Here is a 25,301-nt window from a genome sequence, read left to right on the forward strand (position 1 = left end):
CTTCTTGTTTCTACACTCTAATGTCGAAAATAGACATAAGCAAGACTTCGCCCTCGATTCGAGGCGTTTCGTCCTGCTTCGCTCGCTCAACGACCGGGGGTGAGGGTGCGAGCGATGTGACGCGCTCCGCGCACCCCGAGCGCGACCGACGTCAGCGTGGGGTTGCACGCCGTCGCGGTCGGGATGACGCCGTTGCCGGCGACGAACAGCCCGGGCACGCCCCACACCTCGCTGTCGGGGCCGCAGACGCTCTGGCCGTCGTCGGTCTCGCCCATGCGGGTCGTGCCCTGGTAGTGCAGCGACGCACCGAGCGGCATCGTGAACGGCCGGTCGCCGATCGGCTCGCCGACGGCCTTCGCGAGCTCGACGATCTCCGCCCGCGCGCGATCGAGCACGGCGTGATCACGGTCGGTGAGCGTGTAGTGCAACCGCATCGCGGGCATCCCGTACGAATCCTGCTCGGTGTCCGAGAACTCGACGCGGTCCTCCCACTGCAGATCTTTGGCGCAGAAAAGCCCGAGCCCGACGATCGATCCCGGGATCACGGGGTCGTCGTCCGCGAGCGGCACCGGTGAGGCGTCGAGCTGCATGATCTGCCCGTGGAACGGCATCTCGTCCGTGAACGGCACCCAGCTGACGCCGCTCTGCTCGGAGAGGGCCCCGGATGCTGCGATCCCGTCCTCGGCGGGCGGCTCGACGTCGCGCAGTCGCGAGGCGTAGACCACCTGCGTCTGGTCATTGAGCATGCGGCCGAGCGCGGCGGGGCGCACGCCCGACGCCCACAGCACCTGCGGGGTGCGCAGCGCGTCCGCGGCGACCACGACGGCGCGGGCGCGCACCTCGTGCACCTCACCGGTGCGGAGATCCCGGACCTCCACGCCCGCCGCGCGTCCGTCCTCGACGAGCACGCGCGTCACGAGCGACTCGTCGAACAGCGAGAACCGTGGGTTCGCACGCGTGGCGTCGCCGAGCACGACGTCCGAGCCCGACCACACCAGCCGGCCGTCGTCGCGCCGGTGCACCGCGAGCGGCATGCGCTGCACGCGTGCGGCCTCGTTGCGGCCGTCGTCGACGACGGCGGCGAGCCTGTCGCGCACGAGCGCGGTGAACGGCGCCGCGTCGAAGGCATCCGTCGTCACGCCCAGGAGCCGATCGCCGTCGGTGAGCAGCTCGTCGAGGTCGTCGAGGAACGCGATGCGCTCGCTGCCGCCGGGCCGCGGGCACGCGCCGGTCCAGTGGGCGGCCATGCCGCCGACGTTGCTCGAGAACGCCGCGACCGGAAGCCCGTCCTCCCCGTCGATCTGGTAGCCGTCGGCGAGGAGGTAAGTGCCGGGGCGCGCGCGCCGCTCACCCGACTTCACCGCTCCGGGCGAGTTCACCGTCGCCGCGCCCGCCCCGGGGCCCTCCGAGCGCTCCTGCGCGCGGGCGCGGAGCCCCGCGTCTTCGATGTTCTTCACGTGCGCACCCGGCGGGTCGGAGACCGTGGGCCCGACCTCGAACATCGCGATCGCGGCATCCGGCGCCTCCTCGCTCAGGATGCGCGCGTACGTCGCACCGGCGGGACCGCTGCCGACGATCGCGACGTCGACCGAGGCGGGGTAGCGGCTCATGCCGTGACCGCCAGCTCACGGATGAGGGCGACGGATGCTGCGGACTCGACGGTCGGGTAGTACTCGAGGCCGACCGGCCCGTCGTAGCCGTTGGCGCGGAGGATGCCGAAGCGCTCCGCCCAGTCGAGGTCGCCGGTGCCCGGTTCGCCGCGGCCGGGGGCGTCGGCGAGCTGGACGTACTTCACGAGGTCGCCCGCGTTGGCGAGTTCGACGGCCATGTCCTCGCCCTCGACGGCCGAGTGGTAGATGTCGTAGAGCACGCCGAACTGCGGCGACGCGACGCCGCGGGCGACGTACACCGCCTCGGCGGTGCGGTCCAGGAGCGACCCGGGGTGGTCGACGCGCACGTTGACCGGCTCGAGCACCAGGGTGAGGCCCGAGCCGTCGATCTGCGCGATCGCCTTCTGGTAGATCTCGATGAGCTTGTCGAGCTGCACCTGACGCTTCCAGCCGCCGAAGCCCGTGCCGCTGCCGACGACGATGCGGGGGCAGCCGAGGTCGGTGGCGATCACGACGCCCTCGTCGAGCTTGCGGAAGAACTCCGAGTGGTCCCACGGCGGGATCATGAACTGCGTGCGCGGCTCCGCGAGCTGGGCGGTCAGCTGCGTGCCGGTCTCTTCGAGCGCGGCCTTGAGCGCCGGCAGATCCTTGGGCGTCGCCGGGGCGTCCACTCCGGTGGGGCCCCACATCTCGACGGCGTCGAACCCCGCCGCGGCGGCCGCGCGCACGCGGTCGTGGTAGTCGCCGGCCTCCGTGAAGAGGAGTTCGATGTTGGGTGCGAGCTGATACATGGGTGAGCCTTCTCTCGGTCCCCGAGCGCGTCGAGGGTCAGAACATCGGGTGGTCGTGGACGGCATGCACGGGGACCTGCTGCAGCACGTCCCAGTGCTCGACGATCCGGCCGTCCTCGAATCGGTAGATGTCCGCGACCGCGGCGTCCGCAGCGCCGGGTCGGGAGGCTTTCACGTGCACCATGGCGAGGTCGCCGTCCACGAGGATGCGCTGGATGTCGAACGTCGCATCGGGCGATCCGTCGAACTTCGGGGTGAGCATCTCGATCGCCGGCGCGGGGCCGTCGCCGATGGTGGGGTTGTGCTGGATGTAGTCGTCCGAGACGAGGAAGGCGAACGCATCCGCCACACGCTTCTGCGTGTAGAAGAGGTCGACGAACGTCTCGAACGCCGCGCGGTTGTCGGCGCCCACGGGCTCGGCCTCTCAGCCCTTCAGGCCGCCGGCGAAGCCCTGGATGAACTTCTTCTGCGCGAACATGTAGAAGAGCAGGATCGGGATCATCGAGATGATCACGACGGCGAAGATCTTGTTCCACGCCGACACGAGACCGCCGACGTACGTGTACATCGCGACGGGCAGCGTCTGGGTCGTCGAGCCGCCCAGGAAGATCAGCGAGTTGAAGAAGTCGTTCCAGACGATGAGACCCGCGAGGATCGCGACCGTGCCGGTCGCCGGTGCCATGAGCGGCAGCACCACCCGGAAGAACGCCTGCGTCGGCGAGGCTCCGTCGATGACGGCCGCCTCCTCGTACTCGGTCGTGAGGCCGCGGAAGAAGCTGGCGTAGAGGAACACCGACAACGGCAGCAGGATGCCGATCCACAGCAGGATCATGCCGATCGCGTTGCCCGTGAGGCCGACGGTGCGCGCCCCGATGTAGAGCGGCACGGTGCCCAGCTGAGCCGGCAGGATGATCGCGATGAGCACCAGGTAGAACGTCAGGTTCGTCCAGGCGCGGGTGCGACGGGTGATGACGTAGGCGGCGACCGAGCCGAACAGCACCAGCCCGAAGATGGCGCCCGCCGTGATGATCGCGCTGTTGAGGATCGCCATGGGGATGCTGTTGCGTCCGCCGGTGGTCAGGACCTCGATGAACGCGTTGAAGTCGAGCGACTGCGGCGGCGCCATGGCGCTCGTCGTCAGCGCCTCCTGGTCGGTCTTGAACGCGGTGGCGATCAGGAAGTAGAAGGGCAGCAGCCCGATGATCGTGATGATCCAGATGAGGACTTCCCGCACCGCGGTGAGCTTGGTGTAGCGGAACATGTCAGGCCTTTCGAGCGGCGTCGCGGTCGCGCGTCGCGTACTGCTGGAGGATCGCGAAGACGAGGATGATGACGGTCAGCACGAGCGCGAGCGCCGAGCCGAAGCCGAACTGGCCGAGCGAGAACGCCTGCTTGTACACCTGGGTAGCCAGGGTCTCGGTGGCGCCGGCCGGACCGCCGGCCGTGAGCGCGAGGATCTGGTCGAAGATCCGCAGGCCCTGGATGATGCCGAGCGTCGTCGCGATCGCGATGGAGGGACGGATGCCGGGGACCGTCACGTGCCAGAACCGCTTGAAGACGCCGGCGCCGTCGAGCGCGGCCGCCTCTTCGAGCTCGACCGGCACCGAGGCGAGGCCGGCCAGGTAGATCACCATGACGAAGCCGGTCTGCTGCCAGACGACCGTGAGCAGGATCGCCCAGATCGACCAGGTGGGGTCCGCGAGCCAGACCTTCTGCATCTCCTCGAGGCCGATCGCGGCGAGGAAGCCGTTGAGCGGGCCGTTGAACTGGAAGATGAACTTCCAGACGTACGCGACGGCGAGAGGGCTCAGCACGACGGGCATGAAGAGCAGCGTCCGCAGGATGTAGCGGGTCTTCAGCGTGCGGTTGATGGCCAGGGCGAAGCCGAGCCCGAGGATGTTCGTCAGGATGACGGAGCCGAACGCCAGGAAGAGCGTGTTGATCACGGCGCCGACCATGAGCGGGTCGTTGAAGATCCGCACGAAGTTGTCGAGGCCGATGAACTCCCAGTCCCCGAGGCCGGTCCAGTTCGTGAAGGCGAAGAAGCCTCCGGTCAGGGTGGCGACATAGTGCACCGCGATGACGAGGATGATGGCCGGAAGAGCCCACCACCAGTGCCCGTAGCTGATCAGCGGGCGGCGGCCGCCGCGGGGGCGCGGCGTGCGTCGGGCTTCGGGTGGCACCGTGAGGGTGCGCGTCGCGTCTCGCTCGATCGTCACTGTCATCTACTCTCTGACCTCGTCGTCATGCGCCCCTTCACCGGCGGCGTCACAGCCACTATCACACACTTGTGTCGGAAGCACACATTAGTTCTGGCAATACCGGATATAAGTGGTTCAGCACCCCGCCGCAGCCGGTTCCTCGCGCAGGATGAGGAACGTGGCCGAGTCATCGTCGAGCGCGCCCGAGGGCCTCTCCTACCTGTGGCAGGACTTCGTCGACCCGCCGGACCAGGCGCGCCCGCGCGCCTGGTGGCACTGGATGGACGGCAACATCGATCCCGCCGGCATCGTGCGGGATCTGACCTGGCTGCACGACGTCGGCGTGCGCGGTGTGCAGCTCTTCGACGGCGGCATGGGGGTTCCCCTCGTCGTGCCAGAACCGGTACGGCCGGGAACGGACGCCTGGCACGAGGCGATCCAGACGACGTCGCGCACGGCGTCCACCCTCGGCCTCGAGCTCGCGGTAGCGACGTCCTCGGGCTGGAGCGCCTCGGGCGGTCCGTGGGTGGGGCCCGGCGACGCCATGAAGAAGCTGGTGTGGTCGGAGTGCGTCATCGACGGCGGTGAGCGCCGCACCGTCGAGCTCCCGCCGCTGCCGGCGGTCGCCGGTACGTTCCAGGACTCCCCGCGCCCCGGCGCGGACTCCCGCGAACCGTGGGCGGTGGATTGGCGAGTCGTCGCCCTGCCGGCGACGTCGGCGCAGGAGGCGCTCCGGCCGGACCGGGTGCACGGCTCCGCCGCCGTCGACGACATAGACCGGCTCGTCGACGGCTCGTTCGACGGCGCCGTCTCGCTCCCCCGGGATCCCGACGCGTGGTCGTCGGCCTGGCTCGAGCTCGACTTCGACGAGCCCGTGACGGCCTGCTCGGTCACGCTCGGCCTTCCCGGACCGCGCGGGTTCGGCGCCGCGCCACCGCCCGAGGCGGTGCTGCAGGTGAGCGACGACGGCGACGCCTACCGCGATGTCCTCGCGCTGCCGGCCACGACGGTGCCGGCGAGATCTGCGACGTTCGCCCCGATCACGGGCCGCCGCTTCCGGCTCGTGCTGTCGGGCGCGAGCGCCGCCGAGGCTCTCCCGCCCGTCGCCGACGGTGTGCGACTCCCGCCGGTGCTGCGCCGCAGCGACGCCTTCCTCGTCTCCGAGTTCGCGCTGCGCTCCGGCGCCCGTGTGCACCAGGCCGAGGTGAAGGCCGGCTTCGGCGTCGCCCCCGACTACTACGCGATCCACACGACTCCCGCGCCGGATGCTGCATCCCCGGCTCCATCCGAGATCCACGACCTCACCGCCCGCGTCGACGGCGACCGCCTCACGTGGCACGCTCCGCCCGGGCGCTGGCGCGTGCTGCGGATCGGGGCATCCCTCACCGGCCAGACCAACGGACCTGCGCTGCCCGACGCCACCGGGCTGGAGGTCGACAAGCTCGACGGCCGCCGGGTCGCGGCGTACCTCGAGCGGCATCTCGAGCGGTTCGCCCCCGGCCGGTACGACGCCCTGCTCAGCGACAGCATCGAGGCCGGGGCGCAGAACTGGACCGACGGGATCCTCGAGCGCTTCCGCGAGCTGCGCGGCTACGACCCGACGCCCTGGCTGCCGACGCTCGCGGGGTATCTCGTAGGCGGGGCCGAGGCATCCGATCGATTCCTCTACGACTACCGTCGGACGCTGTCGGAGCTGCTCGCGACCGAGTACTACGGAACCCTCTCCGCCGAGGCGCACCGCCGCGGCATGACGTACTACGCGGAGGCGCTCGAGGACGGGCGGCCGCAGCTCGGCGACGACCTGGCGATGCGGGCGCACGCCGACGTGCCGATGGGCGCCATGTGGACGTTCGATCCCGAAGCCGGTCCGCGGCCGACGTATGTCGCGGACCTCAAGGGCGCAGCATCCGTCGCGCATGTGCACGGCAGGCGGTGGACGGGCGCCGAGGCGTTCACGAGCTTCGACCGCCCCTGGGCCTCGTCGCCGCAGAGCCTCAAGCACGTCGCCGACCTGCAGCTCGCGCTCGGTGTGACGCGCTTCTGCATCCACACGTCGCCGCACCAGCCGGTCGCCGCGCCGCCGCCGGGCATCGCACTCGCGCCGTTCCTCGGGCAGGCGTTCACACGGAACGAGACCTGGGCGCAGATGGCACGCCCGTGGATCGACTACCTCGCGCGGTGCTCGGCCGTGCTCTCGTCCGGCGAGCCGGCGGTCGACATCGCCGTCTTCGTCGGCGAGGAGGCCCCGGTGACGGGCCTCTACGACGCCGCCTTCGACACGACCGTGCCGGATGGCTTCGACTTCGACTACGTCGGCGCGGACGCGCTGGCGCTGCTGCGGGTGGAGGACGGGGAGCTCGTCTCGCGCGGCGCGCGCTACCGGGTGCTCCACCTCGGCGGCTCGAGCCGGTGCCTGACGAACGAGACGCTGCGCCGGATCGCCGCGCTGCTCGACGCGGGAGCGACCGTTGTGGGCGTGCGGCCCGAGCAGTCGCCGTCGCTCGCCGACGACGATGACGAGCTCACGCGGCTGTGCGACGGGATCTGGGTCCACCCGCGCGCCCGCGGCCGTGTCATCTCCACGACGGATCTCGGCGCGGCCCTGAGCACGCTGGGCATCTCGCCGCAGCTCGAGGTCGTCGGCGCCCGGCTCCGCACCATCGCGCGGGTCGTCGGCGGGGAGCGCGTCACATTCCTCGCCAATCCGACCGCGGAGGCCGTGACCGCACGGATCATCGTGCCCGCCGAGGTGGCGGCACTCAGCGCGTGGGACCCTGTCGCGCTCCGCACCTCGAGGCTGCTCGACGTCGGCGCGGTCGGTGACCGCCGGTCGTTCGAGGTCGCACTGGCGCCGTTCGGCTCGGTGTTCGTGGTGCCGGGCGATCACGGTCCGACGGCGGCCAGGGGGACCGTCGACCGTCGCACGATCGAGGGCGCGTGGACGCTGGAGCTTCCCGGCCGTCCGCCGGTCGCCCTGCCCGACGGACCACGGCTGTGGACCGATCTCGACGACGAGGCACGGGCGTTCTCGGGGACGGCGGTCTATCGCACGCGGTTCACGCTGACCCGGCAACCGGACGACGGGCGGATCACGCTCGAGCTCGGGCGCGTCGGCGACATCGCCCGGGTGGTCCTCAACGGCGTCGAGTGCGGAATCGCGTGGACGGCACCGTTCCACGTCGACGTGACCGCGGCGGTGAGGGTGGGCGACAACACACTCGAGGTCGAGATCGCGAATCCGTGGCGCAATCGGCTCATCGCCGAGGCATCCGTCCCCACCGGCGAGATCTTCGCCCCGATGACCGAAGTGTTCGAGACGGACGCCGCGCCGCTGGCCGCAGGTCTCGCGGGGCCGGTGGCCCTACTTCTCGAGATCACCCACTGACCTGGGCGAAATCGCGGATCACCGAGGCAATTGCCGCACATAAGCATCGCTAATGTCGGAAACCTACATATCGTGCGACGCTTGATGTGCGGCCCCGAGGCCGAGCCAGCAACCCGAGCTGGCGACAACGAAGTCACGAAAGGGTCGAAATGCCACAGCACACAGCCTCCCGGCCTCTCCGGTGGTCGCTTCTCGCGGCTCCCCTCGCCGGGGTCCTCATCCTCGCCGGCTGTTCCGGCGGCGGCGACAGCGACGGAGACTCCGGCGACTCCGCCGACAAGGGGTTCACGCTCATGGTCGCCGAGGCGAACGACGCGGACAACTACTACGAGCAGCTGACCCAGCAGTACACCACGGAGACCGGTGTGCCCGTCGAGGTGATCCCGTACCCGTCGGACGCCTACAACACGCAGGTCACCACGCAGCTCCAGGCCGGCAACGCCGCCGACATGATGATCCTCGCACCGGGCACCGGCCAGCCGATCTCGGTGGTCACGCTCGCCGAGGCGGGCTTCCTCGAGCCGCTCGACGACACGAGCGCGGGCATCATCCCCGCGGGGAGCGAAGCGCAGTACACCGTCGACGACAAGGTCTACGGCCAGCCCACCGCGCTCGCCCCGGTCGGCCTCATCTACAACTCCGCCGGCGCCGAAGAGGTCGGCATCGACGAGTACCCGGCGACCTACGACGACCTGCTGGCCGCCTGCAAGACGGCCCGCGACGGCGGCAAGACCTTCACGGTCCTCGCCGGCGGCGTGCCGTTCAACACCGGCCTGTTCGCCCAGCTCATCTCGGCCACCCGCGTCTACGAGGGCACCCCGGACTGGAACGAGCAGCGGGCCGCCGGCGACGTCACCTTCGCCGACAGCGAGGGCTGGCAGGAGACGCTCAACGACATCGTCGAACTCAACGACACCGGCTGCTTCCAGGACGGCGCCGCGGGCGGAACGTTCGACAACATCACCGCCGGCATCGGCGGCGGCACGGCCTTGACCGCAGCGACGCCCGGTTCGGCCGCGGCCTCGATCGGCGGCGCCACCGGCCTCGACATCACGGTCCAGGCATTCCCGCCGGCGGATGGGCAGGAGCCCTTCACGCTCGCCTCGGCGAACTACGCCTGGGCGATCAACGCCAAGTCCGACGATGCGGTGAAGAAGTCCGCGCAGGACTTCCTCGACTGGGCCGCGCAGCCGACGCAGGCGACGGCCTACGCCAACCTGGCCGGCTACGTCCCGATCACGGGCGTGACCGCCGACGCCCTGCTCCCGAGCTACGCGCCGATCGGCGACCTGCTCGAGTCGGGCGCCTACACGGGCCTGCCGAACGCCAGCTGGCCGAACCCCGCCGTCTACGACGCGCTCGGCGTCGGAGTGCAGGGCCTCCTGACCGGCCAGAAGACGGTCGACCAGGTGCTCGCCGACATGGACGCGGCGTGGGGCAACTGACCCGCTGAATCCGCAGTGAACGATGCCGCCCGGGGCCCGCGCCCCGGGCGGCATCGTCATGATCCCCGACCGAATCTCAGCCGTACGCGACCCCGTGTGCCGCGACCCCCGAAGGAGCACGACGTGAACCGATCCGCCCGCGTGCAGCGGCTGCTCGCCGAGATGACCCCGGCCGAGAAGCTCGGCCAACTGCAGATCGTGTTCCGTCCGCGGCACGACGATGCCGCGGAGCTCATCCGGGAGGGCCTCGGCTCGATCTTCTGGCCCCGCTCGGCGGCGGCGACCAACGCGCTGCAGCGGGTCGCGGTCGAGGAGACGCGCCTCGGCATCCCCGTGCTCGTGGGACTCGACGTCATCCACGGCCAGCGCACGATCGCGCCCGTCCCGCTTGCGCAGGCCGCGAGCTTCGACCCTTCGCTCGTCGAGGAGGTCGCCGCGCTCGCGGCCGCCGAAGCGCGCTCGGGCGGTGTCACGTGGACCTTCTCCCCCATGGTGGACGTGTCGCACGATCCGCGCTGGGGCCGCGTCGTGGAGGGGTTCGGCGAGGACGTCCACCTCACCGCTGTCATGGGCCGCGCGATGGTGCGCGGCTACCAAGGCGACGACCTCGCCACCTCGCACGCGATCGCCGCGACCGCGAAGCACTTCGTCGCCTACGGTCAGCCCGAGGGCGGCCGCGACTACAACACGGTCGACGTGTCGGAGCACCGGCTGCGCAACACGTATCTCGAACCGTTCCGCGCGGTCGTCGACGAAGGCGCGGCCTCGGTGATGGCGTCGTTCAACACCGTCGCCGGTGTGCCGATGCACGCCAACCGGCGGCTGATGACCGGGGTGCTGAAGGACGAGTGGGGGTTCCCCGGCGTCGTCGTCGGCGATGCCGAGGGCGTGCGCAATCTGCTTCCGCACGGCATCGCCGAGGATCTGACGGATGCCGCGTCCCAGGCGTTCCGCGCGGGGCTCGACGTCGAGATGGGCGGTGCCCCTTCGGAGGTGGCCGACGCCCTGCTCTCAGCGATCGACCCCGCGCGCCTCGACGACGCCGTCGCCCGCGTGCTCGCACTCAAGGAGTCGCTCGGTCTCTTCGACTTTCCGTACGCGAGCGAGCCGGACGAGCTCACGGCCCCGTCCGGCGCGGGGCGAGTGCTCGTGCGGCGCGCCGCCGCGCGGTCGTCGGTGCTGCTCAAGAACGACGGCACCCTGCCGCTCTCGGCGCCCGCGCGCGTGCTGCTGACGGGCCCTTACGCCGACTCGACCGATCACCTCGGCGCCTGGACGCAGTCCTTCGGCGCCGGCGCCGGCTCCGTCGCGGACGAGTTCGCGGGCCGTCGCCCTGACGTCGATCTGCGGGTCGTTCCCGGCGTCGACTTCCTCGGCGAGGACGCAACCGGCATCGCCGACGCGGTCGCGGCCGCGCGGGCGAGCCACGTCGTCGTGGTGCTCGTCGGTGAGCCCAGCGCGCTGTCGGGCGAGGCCGCCTCCCGCAGCGACCTGCGCCTGCCGGGCCACCAGGAGCAGCTGATCCGCGAGATCGCCGCCACCGGCGTTCCGTTCGCCGTCGTCCTCGAGACGGGACGCCCGCTGGTCGTCTCGGACTGGATCGACCTCGCGGGGACGGTCGTCGTCGCCTGGCATGGCGGCACCGAGGCCGCGGCCGCGATCGTCGACGTGCTGCTGGGTGACGCCGATCCCGCCGGACGCCTGCCGATGTCCTGGCCGCGGTCGGTCGGGCAGATCCCGATCCACTACGCGCACGAGAACACCGGCCGCCCGGCGACGAGCGGCGGATCGCTCACCACCGAGACCGCCGACATCGGCCTGCACGGCCCCGCGAACGTGCAGGACAAGTACACCTCGAAGTACCTCGATCTCGAGCTCGGCCCGGAGTTCCCCTTCGGCCACGGCTCGGGCTACGCGGCGTTCACGCACGCGCCGGCGACACTGTCCGCGGCCTCGATCAGCGGTGCCGAGCTCGACGCCGGCGCGACGCTGTCGCTGTCGGTCGAGGTCGCCAACACGTCGGCGCGCGCCGGCGACGAGGTCCTGCAGGTCTACGTCGAGGATGTCGTGGCGAGCGTCGCGCCTCCGGTCCGCCGCCTCGTCGCGTTCGAGCGCCGGACGATCGAGCCCGGCCGCACCGCGGTGTTCGAGTTCGAGATCGGCCGCGATCAGCTCGGCTTCTGGGCTGTGGATGCTGCGCCCCCGGCGTTCGTCGTGGAGCCCGGCCTCTTCCGCCTGCACATCGGCGCCACACTCGCCTCGACCCAGGCCGTCGAGCTGCGGGTCGTCTGAGTCAGCGGAGGGGCCGGTACCGGACGTTGCGGAACCGCACCGTCCCCGCGCCGGCCGCGTAGAGCGCCGGGCGCAGGCTCAGCAGGTCGCCCATGGTGTTGGCGTGGTACCCCGATGTCTCGTAGCGGATCGCGTGACGCACCCACTCCCCGCCGGGCTCGCGGTACCAGCCCGTGACGATGTGCTCGTCGTTGCGGATCCGCAGCTGCAGACGACGCGCCTCGGGCGCCGGCTCGCGCCAGTGCGTGACGTGCCCGCCCGAGTAGCTCCGCATCCGTTCCCCGTCGATCCCCATGCCGCAGAACAGCCGGTCGTTGAAGAAGAGGAGCAGCCCGCCCTCGGCCCCGTCGATCTCGACGTCGACCTCGACCTCGTACGAGTGGTCGCCGACGACGAGCGCGAGCGGCGACGTGTCGCCCGGCCCCGTTCCCTTGCCCGCGAGCACCAGACCATCGTCGAGCGTGAGACGCGCGGCCTCCCCCGGCGAGGGGGCATGGAAGGTCCACCGCTCACCGAGACGCAGATCGGCGAAGTCGTCGTCGAACCCGCGGGACGGGGAGGATACGGATGCCTCGGCCGGGGCATCCAGCTCACCTCCGATGTCATCCAGAGCGGCCGCCGGCCAGCCGTCCTCGGTCCACGCGATGGGCTCGAGCAGGATCTGGCGACCGAGCGTGCGATAGCCGTTCTCGTACCCGTGCGAGACCATCCACCAGCTGCCTTCGCCCGTGGAGAGGATCGTCGCGTGCCCGCGCGACCACCACTTCTCGGAGGCGTCCTCCGTGCGCGCGATGGGGTTGTGCGGACTGTTCTCCCAGGGCCCGTGGACCGAGCGGGAGCGCGCCACGATGACCATGTGCCCGGTCGGCGGCCCACCCGTGCCGCCGACGGCGCTCACGAGATAGAACCACTCGCCGCGGCGGAAGAGCTTGGGTCCTTCGAGCGCGTACGCCTCGGTGATCCACTCGTCGGGGTACCGCCAGCCGTCGTAGACCTGCTCCAGCTCGCCGACGGTGGCGAGTCCGTCGTCGGTGAGACCGATGCGGCGGATGCCGTTGACGAAGAGGTACCGCTTGCCGTCCTCGCCGACGACGTGACCCGGGTCGATCGCCCAGCGGATGCCCAAGTCGATCGGGTCCGACCACGGGCCCTCCATCGAGTCGGCGTGGATGACGAAGATCGCCGGCGCGTCGAGTTCCGACCACGGCGCGGGGATGAACGGGATGTAGATGAAGAACCGTCCGCCCACTTCCGCGATGTCGACCGCGAAGGTGCTGCCGAGCGGCTCGGCGAGCGCTGAGCCCGCGTAGCTCCAGTTCACGAGGTCCGGCGACCGGTAGAGCAAGAGGCCCGGCGCCGACTCGAACGACGAGTACGTCATCCAGTACTCGTCACCCACTTTGATGACGGCGGGGTCGGGGCGGTCTCCGCCGAGGACGGGGTTGACGAAGGTGGGCCGGTCAGCCATGGGTCGCACTCCTCTCCACATCGCGCTGCGCCGCGATGATCCTGTCTTCGAGGTCGTCGGTCTCCTCGTCCAGGCCGTGGGCGTCGATGTACTCGACGGTCGCGGTGAGGCCCTGCTCGACCGTCACCGACGGGACGAACTCGGGGATGTCGCGCTGCACCTTCTCGGCGCTGAAGAGCATGTTGTGCGCGAACACGCTCGTCGCGAAGAGGAACCGCTGCCGGTCGACCGCCTCGAGCACCTGTGCGGGCACGCCGACCTGCTCGACCTCGCGCCCCACGACCCGCATCGCGGCGGCGTGGAACTCCTCCCACGTCGTGTGCTGCGGGTGCACGAGGTGGTACGTCTGACCGACGCAGTGCTCCTTGCCCAGCGCCCCGACGAACGCGAGCGCGGCGTCGTCGACGTGGAGGAGGTGATGCGTCGCACGCCCGTCGCCGACTTTGATGATGGGCTTGCCGGCGCGCATTCGCGACACCCAGGTGCTGTCGATCCCGATCTGACGCAGCGCGCGGCGCGGGCCGTACGTCGTCGAGGGGCGCATGATCGTCACGGGGAACCCCGAACCGTAGTGGGCCTCGAGCAGCACCCGCTCGGCGTCGGCCTTCGCTGCGGCATAGGGCACGGACGGCCGCGCCGGGTGGTCCTCGGTCACGGGCAGCCAGTCGAACCGCTCGCCGAGCACCGTCACGGTCGAGGTGTGGACGACGTGCCCCACGTCGCGGAAAGCGCGCATGCTCGACCGCACGTCGGCGGGAGTGAACGCGATCACGTCGATGGCGGCGTCGAACCCGCCGGCCTGGACGGCGGACTCGAACCGCTCCTCGTCGTGCCGGTCGACGACGATCGTCTCGACGCCTTCCGGCGCCGCCGCCGTCGTGCCGCGGTTGACGCAGGTGACGTCGTGCCCCTCATCCAGGAGCCGGCGCACGATGCTCGTGCTGATGTTGCCGGTGCCGCCGACGACCACGACCCTCACGACCGAGCCTCCGGGGCGAAGCGCAGCGCGAGACGGGCGAAGAAGTCCGCGAACAGCAGCCGGGTGTCGATGGTGTCGAACAGCGTCAGCGGCCGGGGCGACGGGTGCAGCCGATAGGTGCCGTCGGCGGCGATCCAGGGAGCGTCCACGACGCGGAACGAGCTCGACTCCGTCGCCCCCGTGCTGATCAGCACCGGCGGGCTGTCGCCCATCGGCCAGATCGCCCCGATCTTCGCGAAGTCGGGCGGGTCGTTGAAACAGCTGTAGAGCCAGGCGCCGAACTCGCCGGCGGCCTGCAGTTCGCGCTCCAGCTCCGCGATCGACATCAGGCATTGGCGGTAGACGTGCTGCGGCACCTGCGAGATGCGGATGCCCGACTCGTTGAAGACGAACTGGGCCGCTGCGACGTCGAGCATGAGGTTGTACTCCCACGCGCCGTCCGGATGCGCGCCGCCGCCGATCCAGACGAGCTCGGCCCGGTCCGCGAGGGACGGATCGGCGCGCAGCGCAGAAGCGATGTGGGTCAGCGGGCCGCCGGCTGCGATCACGAGCGGCAGCGGATCGTCCCGCAGCGACTCCTCGAGGATGACACGGGCGCCGTCGGTGGGCGCGGTGAGCTCGGCGAACGGCACCTGCACGTCGTCCGAGACGGGCGGCGGATCGGCGACGCCCAGGCGGCGGGTCAGTTCCCGCGCGGCGTCGCGCGCCGGGCTGCCGTCGGGGTACGGCATCCCTTCCATCGCGATCGACGAGCACGTCACGCCGACGACCGGCGCCGCCTCGGAGAGGAAGTGGTGGGCGAGCGCGAGCAGTCCATCGGGATCGCCGGCGAAGTCGTTGTCGACGATCACGCGCGCCCGCGGCGTCACAGGGATGCGCCGGTACTCGCGCCCCGAAGTCTCGGTCTGACTCATCGGTTCCTCACGACACTCGGAGCAGGGTGATCCTCGCGGCTCCGACGCGATCCACAGGGACGACCTGGAGACGCTCGTCCCCGTTGAGGACGCGACCTGGCAGGATCCGGCCCTCGTCCCGCAGCAGCTCGACAACCGAGTCGACCTCCACCGCCCCCTGTGGTGCGGCGAAGTCGAGCTTCACACCCTGGCCGACGACGACGAGCTCGTCGTCCGCCACGGCGAAGATCAGCGCGAAGGGCCGTTGCTCGCCAGGCGTCGGGACAGGCTCACGCGGGAGGGTCTCGTCGGGGACCGGCAGGACCTCGTCGGGAAGCTGCACGCCCACGTCGAGCAGGAAGTTGCGGACGATGTCGCTCAGCCCGCGGGCGCTCACCGTGAGGTCTCCGACGGTGGTCTCGGTCGGAGGGGCGCCCGGCTCCACCACGACGGCGCCGATCCGCTGGGAGCGCTGAGCCTGGGCGATCTCCGTCTCGAAGGCCGTGAGGTACGCGAGCACCGCGGCGACCTGGCCCTCGGGGTTGGCCCCATCGAAGCCGAATCCCGACCAGCCGACCGCGCGATAGGTGCCGATGGCCCGCACGAGCTCTCCGGCGCGCAATCTGCTCTCCGGCACGAAGAACGGCTGTGATCCGGTCGCATAGGTACGCATCGCCGAGTCGGCGTCGTCCACGTAGATGTCGGGGCCGACGAGCGAGAGAGAGGGCGCCGCTGCGCGCCATACATCGATCACACGACTCGAGGGTCCGCCGCTCGGCCACTCCCCCGGCTCATCCTGCCCGGGCTGCGGGCCCAGCCACGCGTTGGCGTACATCGGGATCTGCTTGACGGCCTGACCGCGCTCGGCGAGATGCTGCACGTACGACGCGATCGACCACGCCATGAAGATCTCGTCGGCGCCCGAGCCGTCGCCGAACACCTCGCTCCACGTACCCGCCTCACGTCGGCCGCCGTGCACCCAGAGTGAGCGCAGCAACGACGCCTCGTCACCCTCGCGAGCGGCGGCGATCAGCGCGGCCGGCACGTCGCGACGCCAGGCCTCCTCGGCGAGGCCGCTCCGGTCCCGGCTGTCGCGCAGGATCCCCGACTCGTTCTCGACCTGGACCAGGGCGACGACATCGGTCCGATCGACCTCGGCGAGGTGGGCGATGAGAGCTTCGAACGCCGCCGCATCGGCATCGCGGAGGGCCTCGCTGAAGACGGAGAGCACGGGCGTGGGCATCACGCCGGAATAGTGGAACGCGCTCCCTCGGGTCGTGGCGTGCACGACGGCTCGCGGGAACCGCTCGTGATCCGCCCGCACCCACCGCGGCGCGTACGTCGACGTCGCGTTCTTGAACGCGCCGAACCACAGCAGCACGAGCTGCAGTCCCCGGCTGCGGGCTTCCTCGATCATCGTGTCCACGAGCGCGAAATCGAACTCGCCCTCGCGCGGCTCGGTCAGCGCCCAGCTGACCGGCGCGAGCACGGTGTTCGCGTGCAGGTCCCGCGCGTGGGCGAAGGACTCGCGGATGGATGCCGTCGACGAGCTCGACGAGTTGTGCACCTGGCCGCCCAGCAGAAGGCGGAGCTCGCCGTCCTTGCGCAGACGCAGGTCTTCCCCGAACGACCAGGCCGAGCGCTCGCCGGCGCTCACTCCGCTCCGCCGATCCAGTTCGCGATCGCCTCGACCGTCGGCAGGGCCGTCGCGTCGGCGGGCTCGTTGATGTGGCCGTGATCGGCGCCGGCCTCCAGGCGGAGGGCGACGTCGATCCCCGCAGCATCCAACTGCCGTGCGAAAGCCTCACCCGACGGACGCAGATCGTCGGATTCGCACACCAGCACGAACGTCCGCGGGAAGCCGTCGACCGGCCCGAGAGCGGCGAAGGCGTGCGGATCGCCGAGCGCCTCGACGGACCCCGCGAAGTTCAGTGCGAGGGCACCGTGCGGGGAGTCGGGATCGAGTTCCGCCGAAGCCGCCGGGCCGTTCGGGTGCACGACCGGGTAGACGAGCACGAGCCCGTCGGGCACCCGATCGCCGGAGTCCCGCAGCCGTGCGACGGCGCCCGCGGTCAGGTTGCCGCCCGCGCTGGCTCCACCGAGGTAAACGCTGTCTGTGCCGAACAGCTCCTCCGCGCGCGCGACGGCGTGACGCCAGGCGGCGAGCACGTCGTCCGAGGGATCGGGGAAGTGCACGTCTCCGAGGCACTTGACGTAGTCGACCGCGAGCACCGGGATGCCGCGGGCCGCGAGTTCGAGCGCGACCCAGTGCGACTCCGGCATGTCGAGGTGGCCGCCGATGAACGCGCCGCCGTGCACCCACACCAGGGCGCGACCGGATGCCTCGGCCGAGGCATCCGTGTACAGCCGCGCCGGCACCGCGCGGGCGTCCCCGTCGATCGAGACGTCGCGCGTCTCGACGTTCGCGAGGCGGGGGAAGCGGCGCTTCAGCGACTCCGTGTCGATGTCGGGGCGCGGGTCGGCCGGCTCGCCCTCCTCACGGAACATCCGGAGCACCTCGGAGAGCGGCAGCGTGCGGAAGTCGACCTCGGTGTCAGACATGGGCCGCCTGCACGGCGCGCATCGAGGCGCGGATGAGGTCGTGCTGCCTGCGGACGAGCAGCAGCGGGTCGACCTCGCCGAGCTCGGCGAACGCGTGCCCCTCCCACTCGCTCGACCAGTAGCCGCGGTAGCCACCCTCGACGAAGACGCGGACCAGCTCCGGGTAGTCGATGGCGGGCTCCTGCCCGTTCTCGTCGATGTCGTAGAACTTGGCGTGGACGTGCTTGATCTGCGGCATGATGTCGGCCCACTCGCGCGGGTCGACGTGGCCGTGCATGTTGAAGGCGAGGTGCGCGAACGAGCCGAGGCGGCCCGGGTCGAAGTCGCGGGACTTCAGGTAGCCGATGAACTCCTGCTGCCGCTCCTGCATGGTCGCGTCGGTGGCCCAGATGCGCTGCAGCTCGGCGAGCGCGTCGTCATCCAGGCCCGCGCGCTGCACGGCACGCAGCAGCGTCGGCGACATGCTGTGCATCGTCGACGAGAAGTCCGCGACGAACCCGAGCAGCGGCGAGTCGAGCTCGGCGTAGGTGTCGCGCACCTTCAGGATCGACTCGGCGTTCGGCCCCATCGGCGCGTGGATCTCGTACGCCAGCTGCAGGTCGAGGTGCTCCGCCACCGGCAGCAGCCGGCGCAGCAGCTCGGGCTTCGCAGACTGGATGCGCACCAGCGGGAACCCGAGCTTCTTCGCCCCCTGGAACATGAGCTCGCTGAACTCGAACTCCTCGTCCGGCGTCATGTCGCGGTCGCGCCGGCGGCCCATGTCGAGGTTCGCGCCGAACGAGCTCGCGTCGAAGCCGTGCTTGTCGAACGCGGCGCGCCACTGCGCGACGAACTCGTCCGACACGACCGGGTAGGTCGGCAGCACCTGCGACGCGACGATCTCGATGCCCGGGCCGATCCCGAGCTCGGCGACGCGGTCCAGCAGCCCGTCGAAGTCGTACCAGCCCGCGCGGAACTCCGCGCTCGCGGAGTAGAGCGTCAGGCCGAGCTTGAAGGGGTCGTCCTCAGCCGCGGGCGGCGGAGGCGCGATGTCGGTCGCGGTCGCCAGGGGCGCAGCATCCGTGTCCGTCACTGTCAGCGTGAAGGACTGGCGCACGATGTTCGGCACGTACATGCCGGGTCCGCCGTCCTGACCGGGTGCGATCTGCATGTACGGCAGGCGCAGCTCGCCGAAGATCTCGACCCGGTGCTGCTCGCCGAGCGCGACGGGCTGGTCGAGACGTGCGACGAGGAGCGGATGCTGCTGCAGGAACCAGAGCGTCTCGCTCTGCTGCGACAGCTCGGCGATGGCGTAGCGCGTGCCGTCGATCTCGAAGGCCAGCTCGTCCGTCGCGATCTCGACCCCGTCGACGGTGAGGCGGAGCGTCGAGACGGACGAGAGCCAGAGGCTCCGGTACCAGGGGATGGTGAGCTTCAGTGCGAGGCCGTCCGGGTGCGGGCGGAGGCTGTCTTCAGCGATGAGTCCGTTGGGCATGGTTCTCTCCGGTTTCGGGCGGTTCGTCAGAGGGTGGAGGCGATGGAGCGGATGAGGGAGTGCTGGCGGCGCACCTGCTCGATCGAGCGCCAGGGGATGCGGTCACCCTCGTACTCGCTCGAGAGGTAGCCCGTGTAGCCGGCGTCCTTCAGGGCGCGGAGCACCGGCTCCCACGGGATCTGCTGGTCTTCGAGGTTCTCGTCGATGTCGTGGAACTTCGCCTGGATGAAGACGACGTACTTCGCGATGTCGGCGATGTCGGCGGGGTCGACCGCGATGCCGTCGAGGAACGCCGGGCGGCGGCCGGGCAGCTCTCCGGGCTTCAGCGGGATGGGCCGGTCCTGGAAGATGCCGGTGTCGAGCAGCAGCCCGAAGTGCTTCGTCCCGGTGCGCTCGATGAGGCCGATGTAGTCGTCGACGACCTCGTGCTTGATGGGCGTCGGCGAGTGGATCTCGGGGCAGATGACGACGTCGAGCTCGGCCGCGAGGTCGAGCGAGCGCTCGACGGACTCGGTCCAGATGGGGTGCGGGATGAGGTCGCTCGACACGACGCCGATCTTGGGCCGCACGAAGCGGAAGCCGAGGCGCTTGGCCAGCCGCAGGTCGCGCTGCAGCATCGCGGCTCCCTCGGCGGCGGTGAGATCGCGCGCGTTCGCGCCGCTCGAGTGCAGGCGCGTGTCGATCCACGAGCCGTAGTTCGTCGGCTCGAGGGAGTACTTCTCGAGCAGCGCGAACCAGCGGTCGATCCACTCGGTCGTGGGCTCGGGGTACCGCTCGATGTGGCCCTCGCCGAGGATCTCGACGCCGGTCGCTCCGACGTCGGCCACGGCGGCCAGTGCCGTCTCGAGGTCCATGACGGTGCCGTAGTCGGTCATGAAGCTGTAGAGGCTCACGCCGTACTTGAAGGGGCCGCCGTCCTCCGAGGAGGTGAGGGTGATGTGCCGCGAGACCTCGTACGTCGAGGGCTGGTGCTCCTGGGGGATGTACGACATGCGCAGGCGCAGCTGGATCGAGACCTCGTGCGTGCCCTCGGGAAGCCCGCCGGGGTACGGCACCGTGACGATCGCCGCCTCCTCGAGGGGCCAGCGCACGCCCTCCGAGTCCCACAGCTCCTGCAGCGAGTAGGTGCGACCGGCGAAGGTCCACAGCGGCACGTCGGCGGGGACGTCGACGAGGTTCCCGACGCGGACCGCGACGCCGTCGATGAGGGATGCGGCCATGCCGCGGTACGACGGCATGCGCAGACGGAACTGGAAGCCGGTGGTCTCACCCCCTTCACGCACATTGCGGAAGCCGACGGACTGGATGAGATCTCTCTCGAGAAGCATCGATGCTCGCTCTCTGGGTCGGGACCGCACTGTCGCGGGCCGGGAGTCCCTTCGAGAGTATCAGCGTTAGGCGTGATTTAGACATAAGTAAGTCTGATGCGCGCATAATCGCGACACCGTCCGCGCATCGTTGCGAACGATGCCACCTCCCCGCCACATAGATTGCACGGATACACTGGGCCGAGGCATCCCGAACCCGGAGGAGCACACCGTCGTGTCCGATCAACCGCTGCTCTCCCGGCTCGATCTGAACCTCCTGGTCGCCCTCGACGCGCTGCTCACCGAGCGGAGTGTGACGCGCGCGGCCGAGCGGCTGCACCTGAGCCAGCCCGCGCTCAGCGCCTCGCTCGCCCGGCTCCGAACCCACTTCAACGACCAGATCCTCGCCCGCCGCGGCAACACCTACGAGCTCACTCCGCTCGCCCTGCGCCTCACCGAGCACACGACGACGGCGCTCGAGGCCGCGCGCCGCGTGTTCGAGAGCCAGGCGACGTGGAGTCCGAGGGACTCGACCCGCGAATTCTCGATCTACGGCTCCGACTACGGCTTCGCCACCATCGGAAGCGAGGTGTCGCGCCTCGCGGCGGAGGCCGCACCCGGCGTGCGCTTCCGTTTCATGCTGCACAACCCGGCCATCGTCGACGACGCCCTCAACCGGCTGCGCTCCGCTGACGGCATGGTGATCCCGCACGGCTACCTCGTCGACCTCCCCTACGCCGATCTCTGGCGGGACGGCTGGGTGGTCGTGGCCTCCGAGTCGAACGAGCAGGTCGGCGACGAGCTCACGATGGACGTGCTGGGCGCACTGCCGTGGGTCTTCACCTACCAGTCGCGCACGGCCTTCACGTCGGCCGCCCGCCAGCTGCAGCAGCTCGGCATCGAGCCGCACATCGAGGCGGTCGTCGAGAGCTTCCTCGCGCTGCCGCACTTCATCGCCGGCACCAACCGCCTCGGCCTGATCCAGGCGGGCCTCGCCCACGTCGCCGAATCCGTCCCGGGCGTGCGCACGCTGGAAGCCCCGTTCGACGCGACGCCCGTCGTCAACGCCCTGTGGTGGCACCCCGTCCACGGCCGCGACCCCGAGCACGCCTGGATGCGCGGCATCTTCGAGCAGGCCGCGGCATCCGTGTCGAATCGCCCGACGTCCGTCGTGAGCCAGCCCGCCTGAGCGCCACGCTGCCCGCGGGGCTTCACGCGCTCCGTCGCGCCGCCAGTCCGGCCCCCACCGCGGTGAGGCCGGCGGCGAGCAGCACGACCACGCCCGACACCGCCATGTTCGCCGTCGGCCCGTAGGTCGCGGTGAGCTGGCCACCGGCCCACGAGCCGCCCGCGATCCCGACGTTGAAGAGCACCACGATGGACGCGCTCGCGAGGTCGCGGAGGCGATCGGATGCTGCGCGCATGAGCGCCGTCTGGATCAGCGGGAACATCGCGCCGGTGCCGGCACCCCAGAGGGCCAGGGCGACGACCACGACGAACGTCGCGTGCGGCGCCGCGGCGAGGGCCGCGAAGGCGCCGACGAACACCAGCAGCGTCGCGGTGAGCGCCGTCCGCGGGAAGCGATCGGCGAGGCTGCCGGCCACCGCCACCCCGATCATGCCCGCCGCGCCGAACACGAAGAGCAGGGCGCTCGCCCAGCCGTCGGCGATGCCGGCCGACTCGGCGAGGTAGGGCCGGATGTAGACGAACGAGAGGAACTGCGCGAGGCCGATCAAGAGCCCCGCGATCCCGAAGGCGGCCAGCGGCGGGAGGGATCGATCGCGACGCAGCGGCGCGCGCTCGCCCGCAGCCACGGGCTCGACCACCGACCGCGGAAGCCGGCGGAGGACGACGGCGGCGAGCAGCAGCATCCCGATCCCCATCACCGCGAACGAGACGCGCCAGCTCGTCAGCTGCGCGAGAGCCGTCGCGACGGGAAGGCCCAGCACCGTCGCCGCCGTGCCCCCGCCGGTGACGAGCGCGAGCCCGCGCCCGAGCTGCGCACCCGACAGCAGCGACGACGCGTACACGATGACGATCGCCCAGAACACGCCGTGCGCGACCGCCGCGACCGCCCGCGTCGCGAACGCGAACTCGTACGTCGGCGCGAAGGCCGTGGCGACGTTGGCCACCGCGAACACCGCGAGCGAGACGGCGACCACGATGCGGCGGTCGATGCGCCGCGTCGCCCGCGTGAGCGGGATGCTCGTGGCGATCACCACTATCGCCCACACCGAGACGAGCAGCCCGATGCGCAGCGGGTCGACTCCGAAGTCGCGGGCCATCTCGGGCATGAGCCCGGCCGGCAGCGACTCGGCGGTAACGGTGACGAAGACCCCCAGCGAGAGGAGCAGCAGCGCCCCCAGCGGGAAGCGCGAGACGGAGGTGTCGGGGAGGGTGACGGATGCCGTGGACGAGGTCATGGAGCGAGGCTAAACTTTGACATCAATGTCAATGTCAAGCTTTCGCGCGACACGAATCGACACGGAGGGCATCGCGGCATGAAGATCGGCGAACTGTCGCAGCGCACCGGCATCCCCGCACGGATGCTGCGGTACTACGAGGAGCAGGGGCTGCTGGCGTCCGAGCGCTCGGCGAACGGCTACCGCGCGTACGACGAGGCCGACGTGGAGCGCGCCACGCGCGCCCGTGGCCTCGTTCAGGCGGGGCTGTCGACGCGCCTCGCGAAGGTCGTGCTCGACGTCGAGCGGCAGTGCGCGCTGGCGCAACCGACGTGCTCGCGCGAACTGGCCGAGATGCTCGCGACCGAGCTCTCGGCGCTCGACGACCGTCTGGCCTGCCTCACCAAGAGCCGCGACGCCGTCGCGCGGTATCTCACCCTCACCCGCAACGGCGATCTGGTCGGCGCCGCGTAGCCCGCCGCGCCACACCCCGGGCTACGGCTCGAGCGTGAGGGACGCGGCGATCGGCACGATCTCCTCGCGCAGCGCCATGATCTCGCGCACGTGCTCCTGAAGGCGCTCGTCTTCCGAGAGCTCGGGCGTCCACTGCGGCACCGGCTGCGCGACGCCGTCGGCGCCGGGCACGACGAACACGCTGAGGCACTGGGTCGTGAGCGTGCGGTCCTCGGGCGTGCGCGGGTCGGCGGTCCACACCCGTGTGCTCACGTGCATGCTGTGCCGGCTCGTGTAGACGATGCGCGCGTCGACGTCGACGAGGTGTCCGATCACGACCGGGGCGAGGAAGTGGATGCCGCCGGAGTAGACGCCGATCGCCGCACTCGCGTCGCCGGCGTCCTTCGCCCACGCTGCGGCGACGGCGTAGCCGGCCTCGTCGATCCAGCGCATGACCGTGCCGCCGTGCGCCTTGCCGCCGAAGTTCACCACACCGGGCGGCGCGAGGAACTTCAGCGTGGTGCGCGGGGCGGTCGAGGCATCGGTGTAGTCCTCCTCGAGCATGAGGCGCTTGATCTCGGCGCGGGACTCGATGCGCTCGAGGGCCCCCTCGGCGAGCTTGTGGTCGGAGCGGCTCACCGGCGTCCACGCCGGCACCTCGGTGGGCCGCCCGTCGGCGCCCTTCGCGACGAAGACGAGGATGCACGTCGTCGCCGGCGTGTAGAGGCGCTCGTTCACGTCTGTCGACGAGACGGTGACGACCACGTGCATGCTCGTGCGGCCGGTGTAGACGATGCGGGCCTGCACCTCGATGAGGCTGCCCGGCGCGATCGGCCGGCGATGGCGGACGTTCCCGACGTACGCGGTGACGCAGTAGGCACCCGCCCAGCCGACGGCGCAGGCATAGCCGGCCTTGTCGATCCACTCCATGACGCTGCCCGCCGCGACCGAGCGGCCTCCCGCGGCGGTGTCGGCGGGGACCGCCATGAACCGCATCGTGATGCGGTCGTCGCGGGCCGCTGCCCGGGCCCCGGAGGCGGTGCTCATGCCGTCAGGGTACGGGCCGCGGCATCCGTCTGTCCCGTGCATGTCGCGCGGGCCGGCCTCAAGAAGCGGCATTCCTTCGCACAGGGCAGAATCGAACAATGGCCGCCTCCTCGCACCTGAATCCCGACCACGCCTGCCTCATCGTCCACGGCAGCGACCAGCCGGGAATCGTGGCGGCGGTCTCGGCGATGATCACGCGCATCGGCGGCAACATCGTCGCGTTCGACCAGTACTCCGACAACCCCGAGGGCGGCGCGTACTTCCAGCGAGTCGTGTTCCACCGGCCGGGCTTCGCAGCCGATCGCCCGCACATCGAGGCCGAGATCGCCGAGACCCTCGCCGGCTTCGACCTGGAGTGGTCGCTCACCGACCAGTCCGTGCCCAAGCGCATGGCGATCCTGTCGTCGAAGCAGGACCACTGCCTCCTCGACCTGCTGTGGCGGCACCGCCGCGGCGACCTGCCGGTGACCGTGCCGATGGTGATCTCGAACCACACCGCCTCCGCCGAGGACGTGCGCTCGTTCGGCGTGCCGTTCTTCCACGTGCCCGGCGTCGCCGGTCCCGACAAGTCCGCATCCGAGGCGAAGATCCTCGAGCTCCTGCGCGGGAACGTGGATTTCGTGGTGCTGGCCCGCTACATGCAGATCCTGTCGGGCGACTTCCTCAAGGAGCTCGGGGTGCCGGTGATCAACATCCACCACTCGTTCCTGCCCGCCTTCATCGGCGCCGAGCCTTACAAGAAGGCCAAGGAGCGCGGCGTCAAGCTCATCGGCGCCACCTCGCACTACGTCACGGACGACCTCGACGAGGGCCCGATCATCGAGCAGGACACCGTCCGGGTGACCCACGCGGACTCCGCCGCCGAGCTCGCCCGTCGGGGCGCCGACGTCGAGCGCCAGGTGCTCTCCCGCGCCGTGCTGTGGCACGCCGAGGACCGCGTCATCCGCCACGGGAATCACACGATCGTCTTCTGACGCGGATGCCGCGGCCCG

General features: G+C 70.7%; 20 protein-coding genes. 6 read left to right on the forward strand and 14 right to left on the reverse strand.

Annotated elements, in window-relative coordinates:
- Positions 1-86: 86 nt before the first annotated feature.
- Genes ACFVSU_RS09750 through ACFVSU_RS09770 form a run of 5 tightly spaced genes read right to left on the reverse strand, consistent with a single transcriptional unit; the run spans position 87 to position 4,626 of the window.
- Complete coding sequence (locus ACFVSU_RS09750) at positions 87-1,610, reverse strand: GMC oxidoreductase (RefSeq protein WP_387141614.1); 1,524 nt, start codon at positions 1,608-1,610, stop codon at positions 87-89.
- Positions 1,607-2,401: a TIM barrel protein gene (locus ACFVSU_RS09755; protein WP_387141617.1), complete on the reverse strand. Its 795-nt coding sequence runs from the start codon at positions 2,399-2,401 to the stop codon at positions 1,607-1,609. Before ACFVSU_RS09755 ends, ACFVSU_RS09750 begins: the two co-directional genes overlap by 4 nt.
- A gap of 37 nt (positions 2,402-2,438) precedes the next feature.
- Positions 2,439-2,813, reverse strand: coding sequence for a nuclear transport factor 2 family protein (locus ACFVSU_RS09760; protein WP_387141619.1), 375 nt, complete (start codon positions 2,811-2,813; stop codon positions 2,439-2,441).
- Positions 2,814-2,825: 12 nt separating this feature from the next.
- Positions 2,826-3,662, reverse strand: coding sequence for a carbohydrate ABC transporter permease (locus tag ACFVSU_RS09765; protein WP_376011494.1), 837 nt, complete (start codon positions 3,660-3,662; stop codon positions 2,826-2,828).
- 1 nt (position 3,663) lies between these two features.
- Positions 3,664-4,626: a carbohydrate ABC transporter permease gene (locus ACFVSU_RS09770; RefSeq protein ID WP_376011491.1), complete on the reverse strand. Its 963-nt coding sequence runs from the start codon at positions 4,624-4,626 to the stop codon at positions 3,664-3,666.
- Between the two features lie 154 nt (positions 4,627-4,780).
- On the opposite strand from ACFVSU_RS09770, the gene ACFVSU_RS09775 reads away from it, so the two are divergent.
- From ACFVSU_RS09775 to ACFVSU_RS09785, 3 genes are all read left to right on the forward strand, one after another.
- Positions 4,781-7,987 (forward strand): glycosyl hydrolase, encoded by a 3,207-nt coding sequence (locus ACFVSU_RS09775; RefSeq protein WP_387141623.1) that lies wholly within the window; start codon positions 4,781-4,783, stop codon positions 7,985-7,987.
- A 149-nt stretch (positions 7,988-8,136) separates the two neighbouring features.
- Entirely contained in the window at positions 8,137-9,432 is a 1,296-nt protein-coding gene (locus tag ACFVSU_RS09780) for an ABC transporter substrate-binding protein (protein ID WP_387141626.1), read from the forward strand.
- 123 nt (positions 9,433-9,555) lie between these two features.
- Positions 9,556-11,724 (forward strand): glycoside hydrolase family 3 N-terminal domain-containing protein, encoded by a 2,169-nt coding sequence (locus ACFVSU_RS09785; protein WP_387141629.1) that lies wholly within the window; start codon positions 9,556-9,558, stop codon positions 11,722-11,724.
- Between the two features lies 1 nt (position 11,725).
- Here ACFVSU_RS09785 and ACFVSU_RS09790 read toward each other — a convergent pair whose 3' ends face one another.
- The 7 genes from ACFVSU_RS09790 to ACFVSU_RS09820 are packed head-to-tail and all read right to left on the reverse strand — an operon-like array spanning position 11,726 to position 20,428.
- Positions 11,726-13,192 (reverse strand): family 43 glycosylhydrolase, encoded by a 1,467-nt coding sequence (locus tag ACFVSU_RS09790; protein WP_387141632.1) that lies wholly within the window; start codon positions 13,190-13,192, stop codon positions 11,726-11,728.
- Positions 13,185-14,171: an NAD-dependent epimerase/dehydratase family protein gene (locus tag ACFVSU_RS09795; RefSeq protein WP_387141635.1), complete on the reverse strand. Its 987-nt coding sequence runs from the start codon at positions 14,169-14,171 to the stop codon at positions 13,185-13,187. Before ACFVSU_RS09795 ends, ACFVSU_RS09790 begins: the two co-directional genes overlap by 8 nt.
- Positions 14,168-15,085: a nucleoside hydrolase gene (locus ACFVSU_RS09800; RefSeq protein ID WP_387141638.1), complete on the reverse strand. Its 918-nt coding sequence runs from the start codon at positions 15,083-15,085 to the stop codon at positions 14,168-14,170. The genes ACFVSU_RS09795 and ACFVSU_RS09800 overlap by 4 nt, the downstream gene beginning before the upstream one ends.
- A 7-nt stretch (positions 15,086-15,092) precedes the next feature.
- Positions 15,093-16,721, reverse strand: coding sequence for a DUF5597 domain-containing protein (locus tag ACFVSU_RS09805; RefSeq protein WP_387141640.1), 1,629 nt, complete (start codon positions 16,719-16,721; stop codon positions 15,093-15,095).
- Positions 16,718-17,626: an alpha/beta hydrolase gene (locus ACFVSU_RS09810; protein ID WP_387141643.1), complete on the reverse strand. Its 909-nt coding sequence runs from the start codon at positions 17,624-17,626 to the stop codon at positions 16,718-16,720. The genes ACFVSU_RS09805 and ACFVSU_RS09810 overlap by 4 nt, the downstream gene beginning before the upstream one ends.
- Positions 17,619-19,100, reverse strand: coding sequence for a DUF6379 domain-containing protein (locus ACFVSU_RS09815; protein WP_387141645.1), 1,482 nt, complete (start codon positions 19,098-19,100; stop codon positions 17,619-17,621). Before ACFVSU_RS09815 ends, ACFVSU_RS09810 begins: the two co-directional genes overlap by 8 nt.
- Positions 19,101-19,126: 26 nt before the next feature.
- Positions 19,127-20,428 (reverse strand): DUF6379 domain-containing protein, encoded by a 1,302-nt coding sequence (locus ACFVSU_RS09820; RefSeq protein ID WP_387141647.1) that lies wholly within the window; start codon positions 20,426-20,428, stop codon positions 19,127-19,129.
- Between the two features lie 214 nt (positions 20,429-20,642).
- Here ACFVSU_RS09820 and ACFVSU_RS09825 point away from each other — a divergent pair, with 214 nt between their 5' ends.
- Positions 20,643-21,596 carry a LysR family transcriptional regulator gene (locus tag ACFVSU_RS09825; RefSeq protein ID WP_045298634.1) on the forward strand — a complete coding sequence of 318 codons (954 nt, stop codon included), beginning with the start codon at positions 20,643-20,645 and terminating at the stop codon, positions 21,594-21,596.
- A 22-nt stretch (positions 21,597-21,618) separates the two neighbouring features.
- Here the strand turns inward: ACFVSU_RS09825 and ACFVSU_RS09830 are convergent, their stop codons facing one another.
- Complete coding sequence (locus tag ACFVSU_RS09830) at positions 21,619-22,830, reverse strand: MFS transporter (protein ID WP_387141651.1); 1,212 nt, start codon at positions 22,828-22,830, stop codon at positions 21,619-21,621.
- A gap of 78 nt (positions 22,831-22,908) precedes the next feature.
- On the opposite strand from ACFVSU_RS09830, the gene ACFVSU_RS09835 reads away from it, so the two are divergent.
- Entirely contained in the window at positions 22,909-23,283 is a 375-nt protein-coding gene (locus tag ACFVSU_RS09835; protein ID WP_045298636.1) for a MerR family transcriptional regulator, read from the forward strand.
- Between the two features lie 21 nt (positions 23,284-23,304).
- Here ACFVSU_RS09835 and ACFVSU_RS09840 read toward each other — a convergent pair whose 3' ends face one another.
- Positions 23,305-24,309: an acyl-CoA thioesterase gene (locus tag ACFVSU_RS09840; RefSeq protein WP_387141655.1), complete on the reverse strand. Its 1,005-nt coding sequence runs from the start codon at positions 24,307-24,309 to the stop codon at positions 23,305-23,307.
- Between the two features lie 98 nt (positions 24,310-24,407).
- On the opposite strand from ACFVSU_RS09840, the gene purU reads away from it, so the two are divergent.
- Positions 24,408-25,283 (forward strand): formyltetrahydrofolate deformylase, encoded by an 876-nt coding sequence (gene purU, locus ACFVSU_RS09845; RefSeq protein WP_387141659.1) that lies wholly within the window; start codon positions 24,408-24,410, stop codon positions 25,281-25,283.
- Positions 25,284-25,301 lie beyond the last annotated feature (18 nt).

This window comes from Microbacterium sp. NPDC058062 (assembly GCF_042885375.1).
Classification (GTDB): Bacteria; Actinomycetota; Actinomycetes; order Actinomycetales; family Microbacteriaceae; genus Microbacterium; species Microbacterium trichothecenolyticum_C.

What these genes read in the sequence shown, in the direction of transcription:
- ACFVSU_RS09750 (WP_387141614.1), bottom strand. Translation starts at nt 1,610, where the DNA reads ATGAGCCGCTACCCCGCCTCGGTCGACGTCGCGATCGTCGGCAGCGGT.
- ACFVSU_RS09755 (WP_387141617.1), bottom strand. Translation starts at nt 2,401, where the DNA reads ATGTATCAGCTCGCACCCAACATCGAACTCCTCTTCACGGAGGCCGGC.
- ACFVSU_RS09765 (WP_376011494.1), bottom strand. Translation starts at nt 3,662, where the DNA reads ATGTTCCGCTACACCAAGCTCACCGCGGTGCGGGAAGTCCTCATCTGG.
- ACFVSU_RS09770 (WP_376011491.1), bottom strand. Translation starts at nt 4,626, where the DNA reads ATGACAGTGACGATCGAGCGAGACGCGACGCGCACCCTCACGGTGCCA.
- ACFVSU_RS09780 (WP_387141626.1), top strand. Translation starts at nt 8,137, where the DNA reads ATGCCACAGCACACAGCCTCCCGGCCTCTCCGGTGGTCGCTTCTCGCG.
- ACFVSU_RS09790 (WP_387141632.1), bottom strand. Translation starts at nt 13,192, where the DNA reads ATGGCTGACCGGCCCACCTTCGTCAACCCCGTCCTCGGCGGAGACCGC.
- ACFVSU_RS09800 (WP_387141638.1), bottom strand. Translation starts at nt 15,085, where the DNA reads ATGAGTCAGACCGAGACTTCGGGGCGCGAGTACCGGCGCATCCCTGTG.
- ACFVSU_RS09810 (WP_387141643.1), bottom strand. Translation starts at nt 17,626, where the DNA reads ATGTCTGACACCGAGGTCGACTTCCGCACGCTGCCGCTCTCCGAGGTG.
- ACFVSU_RS09815 (WP_387141645.1), bottom strand. Translation starts at nt 19,100, where the DNA reads ATGCCCAACGGACTCATCGCTGAAGACAGCCTCCGCCCGCACCCGGAC.
- ACFVSU_RS09820 (WP_387141647.1), bottom strand. Translation starts at nt 20,428, where the DNA reads ATGCTTCTCGAGAGAGATCTCATCCAGTCCGTCGGCTTCCGCAATGTG.
- ACFVSU_RS09830 (WP_387141651.1), bottom strand. Translation starts at nt 22,830, where the DNA reads ATGACCTCGTCCACGGCATCCGTCACCCTCCCCGACACCTCCGTCTCG.
- ACFVSU_RS09835 (WP_045298636.1), top strand. Translation starts at nt 22,909, where the DNA reads ATGAAGATCGGCGAACTGTCGCAGCGCACCGGCATCCCCGCACGGATG.
- ACFVSU_RS09840 (WP_387141655.1), bottom strand. Translation starts at nt 24,309, where the DNA reads ATGAGCACCGCCTCCGGGGCCCGGGCAGCGGCCCGCGACGACCGCATC.
- purU (WP_387141659.1), top strand. Translation starts at nt 24,408, where the DNA reads ATGGCCGCCTCCTCGCACCTGAATCCCGACCACGCCTGCCTCATCGTC.